At 65.5% G+C, this 3,498-nt stretch carries 4 protein-coding genes and 3 pseudogenes; 3 read left to right on the forward strand and 4 right to left on the reverse strand.

Annotation, left to right across the window (positions count from 1 at the left end; all coding sequences use genetic code 11):
* Positions 1-314: 314 nt before the first annotated feature.
* Positions 315-557, forward strand: coding sequence for a hypothetical protein (locus ABZX75_RS34045; protein ID WP_355418038.1), 243 nt, complete (start codon positions 315-317; stop codon positions 555-557).
* 515 nt (positions 558-1,072) lie between these two features.
* Here ABZX75_RS34045 and ABZX75_RS34050 read toward each other — a convergent pair.
* Positions 1,073-1,449, reverse strand: a pseudogene (locus tag ABZX75_RS34050) (transposase); the annotation flags it as partial.
* Between the two features lie 87 nt (positions 1,450-1,536).
* Between ABZX75_RS34050 and ABZX75_RS34055 the strand changes: the two are divergent.
* A pseudogene (locus ABZX75_RS34055) lies at positions 1,537-1,653 on the forward strand (IS5/IS1182 family transposase); the annotation flags it as partial.
* A 53-nt stretch (positions 1,654-1,706) separates the two neighbouring features.
* Here the strand turns inward: ABZX75_RS34055 and ABZX75_RS34060 are convergent.
* The 3 genes and pseudogenes from ABZX75_RS34060 to ABZX75_RS34070 all read right to left on the reverse strand — a co-directional run.
* The gene (locus tag ABZX75_RS34060; RefSeq protein WP_355418048.1) at positions 1,707-2,075 is read right to left on the reverse strand and encodes a transposase family protein; all 369 of its coding nucleotides are present in this window, start codon (positions 2,073-2,075) and stop codon (positions 1,707-1,709) included.
* Positions 2,076-2,168: 93 nt separating this feature from the next.
* Positions 2,169-2,726, reverse strand: a complete 558-nt coding sequence (locus ABZX75_RS34065) for a hypothetical protein (protein WP_355418041.1) — start codon at positions 2,724-2,726, stop codon at positions 2,169-2,171.
* A 208-nt stretch (positions 2,727-2,934) separates the two neighbouring features.
* Positions 2,935-3,117 (reverse strand): annotated as a pseudogene (locus ABZX75_RS34070) (integrase core domain-containing protein); the annotation flags it as partial.
* Positions 3,118-3,141: 24 nt separating this feature from the next.
* Between ABZX75_RS34070 and ABZX75_RS34075 the strand changes: the two are divergent.
* Positions 3,142-3,429, forward strand: coding sequence for a DDE-type integrase/transposase/recombinase (locus ABZX75_RS34075; RefSeq protein ID WP_355418045.1), 288 nt, complete (start codon positions 3,142-3,144; stop codon positions 3,427-3,429).
* The last annotated feature ends 69 nt before the right edge of the window (positions 3,430-3,498 follow it).

The raw sequence follows: 3,498 nt of genomic DNA on the forward strand, positions 1-3,498 counted from the left end.
TAGTGCGCGTTCTTCTCCTCCACTAGCCACTTCGCGTGCTCGCGCTGGGTGTGGAGGGCGTCGGCGGTCACCACGGTGCCTGTCAAGGCCGAACGTGATCGAGCGCACCGTGGCCGCGGACGCCTGTTGTGGGCTCGGGTGCCCGAGACCGCCGTGGAACACCGTGCTTGTGCGGACGGAGCCAAGGGGCCACGCGAATACGACTTCGCAACTCTCCAGCTCGCCGGCACCCCCGCCGGCCTCGAACGCACCCTGCTCATCCGGCGCGCCAGATCCCGAACAAGAAGAACCAGCGCGGCGAACTCGTCCCAGAAGTGGCCTACTTCCTATGCCACCACGACCCCGGCGCCACACTGGCCGACCTGGTCACCGCCGCCGGCCAGCGCTGGATGATCGAGGAGACCTTCCAGGCCGCGAAGAACGAGGTCGGCCTCGACCAGCACGAAGTCCGCAAATGGTGCTCCTGGTACCGGCAGACCACCGTCAGCATGCTCGCCCTGGCCTTCCTCGCCGACGTCCGGAGCCGCCGCATACCACCTCAGCTCCCAACTCCCTGACACCGACACCGAGGAGGATCCACCCGCGGTCCCCCCTATCGCTGAACGAGATCCACCGAATGTACGACCGCGTCGTCCTCGCCCCCGCCTGTGCCGCCAGGACCTGGCTCGCCCTGCACTGGAACCGATGGCGCCGACGACGTCAGACACAAGCCCGCATCAGCCACTACCGCCGACGGAATCACCTACCGTGACACCCCCGGTTGTAGTACAGGCCCGAGCGGGAAGAGCTCCAGCGGCTGCGTAGGCGGGACCGGGGACCGCAGCAGACGATCGAGATTGAAGTAGGCAAAGCTGTGCGGCTTCATCGACGTGGAGAAGCTCCGATGAGTACCCCCGCCCTGACGGCTTCAGCATCTCGGCTGTTTGCCGCGTGGTGGGCGTTACCTGACCTTGAAGTCGTCTTTCGTAGGGGCTGACGGTTGGAGATCGTCTCGGTATGCCGGTTGTATGAGGTATCCGAAGGGTGGGGGTCTGACCGCGGATAGGGGGCTTCAGCCTGCAGGTCAGCTGGACCGGTCGGTGATCAAGTGGATCTTCGATCCGAACTTGCCCCGGTCGACAGTATTCGGACCTGTCAGGTCCTCCTTTTCAGGGCCCGCATGTTCACCGAGTCAATAGCGGAGCACGACCAGTCCAGTTCACCGCGGGAGCCGAGCTCGTCGAGCATCAGGCGGTGGAGCTTCGCCCAAACACGCGCCTTGCTCCACTCGGAGAGCCGCCGGTGCGCTGTCGCCCCCGACGGCCCGAACGATGCCGCGAGCAGTTGCTGCCAGGTGCAGCCCGAGGTGGCGACGAACACGATCGCGGCCAGTACTTCCCGGTCACCATGCCGACGCCGGCCGCCTTGAGGCCGCGAGGGCGCCTCCGGCACCACCCGCTGGAACCCCATCGCGGCCGCCACTTCAAGCCCCAACGCTTGCACGCATACGACATCCCTGAACTGCGGAAATGGCTCCGTGGCAAGCGGATCGGCGTCCGCATCGCCCACAAGGGCGTCGAGTGTTCAGAGCGGCTTGGGCGGCGCCGGTGGGTGATTGAGCGGACCATGTCTTGGCTGACCGGCTACCGTCGGCTCAACCACCGCTATGAACGCCACCCCCGCAAAGGCGAGGGCGGTGACGGTCTCGGCGATGAGAGCGAAGCGGTTCAGGGGGCCGCGGTAGCGGGTGGCGAGGACTTGCCAGTCCTTGAGGTGGGCGATCGCTCGTTCGACGGCGGCGCGGAGCCCGCGATGTTCTGGTTGAACGCCTTGTCCGCGGCGGGACGTTCCTGGCCTGGGGGTTTGCGTCTCGCGGTGAGCATGCCGGAGCCGACATAGCCCAGGGCGCCCACATCCTCCCGCTCAGCGAATGCGTCCGGGAAGCCGGACCGGCGCCAGGCATGCATGTCGTGCCGCGCGCCCGGCACCGGGGCGGAGACCGCGATCAGGTCCCCGGCGAGGGTGGCGGCGACCTGCAGGTTGAAGCCGGTGTCACGGTGCTTGCCCGAGAACATCCCGGTCCCCTCGCTTGCCAGGACTGGTCGGCGAAGGGCAACTGGGCGGGCAGCCCATCCAAAGTATGGTAGCTCGACACAGGTTCTCCCGTCAGAAAGGCAAGGCCTGTGCTTCTACTGTGCCTCGCTCAGCGCGCCCATGCCAGAAGGCCACGCGGCCGGGACGGTCTCGCGTTGCGCAGCTTGCCAGGCCGCTTTCGAAGCACGCGCTGATGCGTCGGCCTGAGTTTCGGCACGCAGAGCCCTGCGCTCCAGATCCCGCATCAGGTCGAGGTCGATGCTGATCGAGGCGGCATTCGCGGCTTTTTCGGCTTCAGTTGCGGCTTCGCGGGACTTGGCTGCAGAACGGGCGGCCAGAGCCGCCTGAGCAGAGGCCTCTGGTGAATGTCTGCCGTGATCCGTCATACGCCTGGTGATTTCGGCATGGGCCGTAGCCTGTTGAGCGAAGGCCGTGGCACGGCTGCTGATTTTGCGGAGAGCCGTAAGGATCTCGTCTCGGTTGTCACCGAGCCCTGCGTCCGGGTTGCCTACTCTGTGGCTCGGCGGTGATTCGTCCGGCAGTGCGTCGTCGAGGCTGCCCTCGATCTTACCTGTGGGAATGATCAGGATAGTGGCGGCAACTGCAGCAGCGATGAAGCGGCAGAGACTCTGTCTGCTGCGTGCTTGTCTCATCGACCTGTCCCGTAGTGGTTGTGTGGTTTTCCATTGACCACCTCAAAGGAGTCGTGAGTTTGGCCAACGCGCCGGATTGGGGCAAGCGTTTGCCTCAAGCGGCCCACTGCAGTATCGGCGTTTCCCACCGTCGCACGACAAGGGCAGTGAACCGCGCCGGGTTTCGTTGAACCGGCCCGGTTTTCTTGGAGGCGTTGATGTGTGGTTTTCAGGCTGCTTGGGCGGGCTGGTGTGAACGCTGGTGGATGGTCTCGTACTCCGTCGGGGGGAGGTTGTCCGCGGAGCCGTGGAGTCGTTGCTCGTTGTACCAGTCAACCCAGGTCAGGGTGGCGATCTCGACCTCGTCCGATGTGTGCCAGGGGGCCTGCATCTTGATGAGCTCGGTCTTGTAGTCTACGTCGCGTTCGTCATCGACGTGTTCTCCCGCCGGGTCCTGGGCCGGCGCACGGCTGGACATATGCGGACCGAACTCGTCATGGACGCGCTCAACACGGCCATCTGGACTCGTCGGCGTGAAGGCCGCCATGACCTGGCCGGGCTGATACATCACAGCGATGCGGGCAGTCAATATATGTCGGTTCGCTACACTGACCGCCTGGCCGAAGCCGGCGCCGCACCCAGCATCGGCACCGTCGGCTACGCCTACGATAACGCCGCGGCCGAGTCGATGATCGGTCGCGTTCCCGCCCAGGTGGCGACGTAGGTGAAGTCGGTCACCCAGAGTTCGTTGGGGGCTTCGGCAGTGAAGTTGCGGTTCACCAGGTCCTGCGGC

Source organism: Streptomyces sp. NPDC003038 (assembly GCF_040611115.1).
Taxonomy (GTDB): Bacteria; Actinomycetota; Actinomycetes; order Streptomycetales; family Streptomycetaceae; genus Streptomyces.

Bases quoted from the DNA above. Each gene is read 5' to 3' on its own strand.
- ABZX75_RS34065 (WP_355418041.1), bottom strand. From the start codon at position 2,726: ATGAGACAAGCACGCAGCAGACAGAGTCTCTGCCGCTTCATCGCTGCT.